Source organism: Paraburkholderia sp. SIMBA_054 (assembly GCF_046534875.1).
GTDB classification, from domain to species: domain Bacteria; phylum Pseudomonadota; class Gammaproteobacteria; order Burkholderiales; family Burkholderiaceae; genus Paraburkholderia; species Paraburkholderia hospita.
In genome coordinates, this window is the sequence record NZ_JAWRXV010000453.1 from 1 (window position 1) to 320 (window position 320).

The 320-nt window shown below is 63.4% G+C and carries 1 protein-coding gene; it reads right to left on the reverse strand.

Going from position 1 to position 320, the window contains the following annotated elements:
- Window positions 1-312: Lrp/AsnC family transcriptional regulator (locus SB822_RS55875; RefSeq protein WP_410858949.1), on the reverse strand; the 312-nt coding region annotated here is incomplete at its 3' end.
- Between the last annotated feature and the right edge of the window lie 8 nt (window positions 313-320).

Here is a 320-nt window from a genome sequence, read left to right on the forward strand (position 1 = left end):
CGTCTCGCCGCTCATCCGGTACACCTCCACCACTTCGGGAATGTCCTGCACCGCCTGCGTGAAAGTCTGCGCCCACGCCTGCGTGTGCTGATTCGTGCGAACCGCCACGAACACGGTCGTGCCGACGCCCAGCTTGCGCGCATCGCACAGCGCCACTTGCCCGCGGATCACACCGGTCTCCTTCAGACGCTGCAGCCGCTTCCAGCACGGCGTTTGCGACAGATTCACGCGCTGCGCCAGTTCGGCAATCGGCATTGTCGCGTCTTCCTGCAGCAACTCGAGCAGCTTCCTGTCGATGATGTCCATTCCCATCGTCTCAC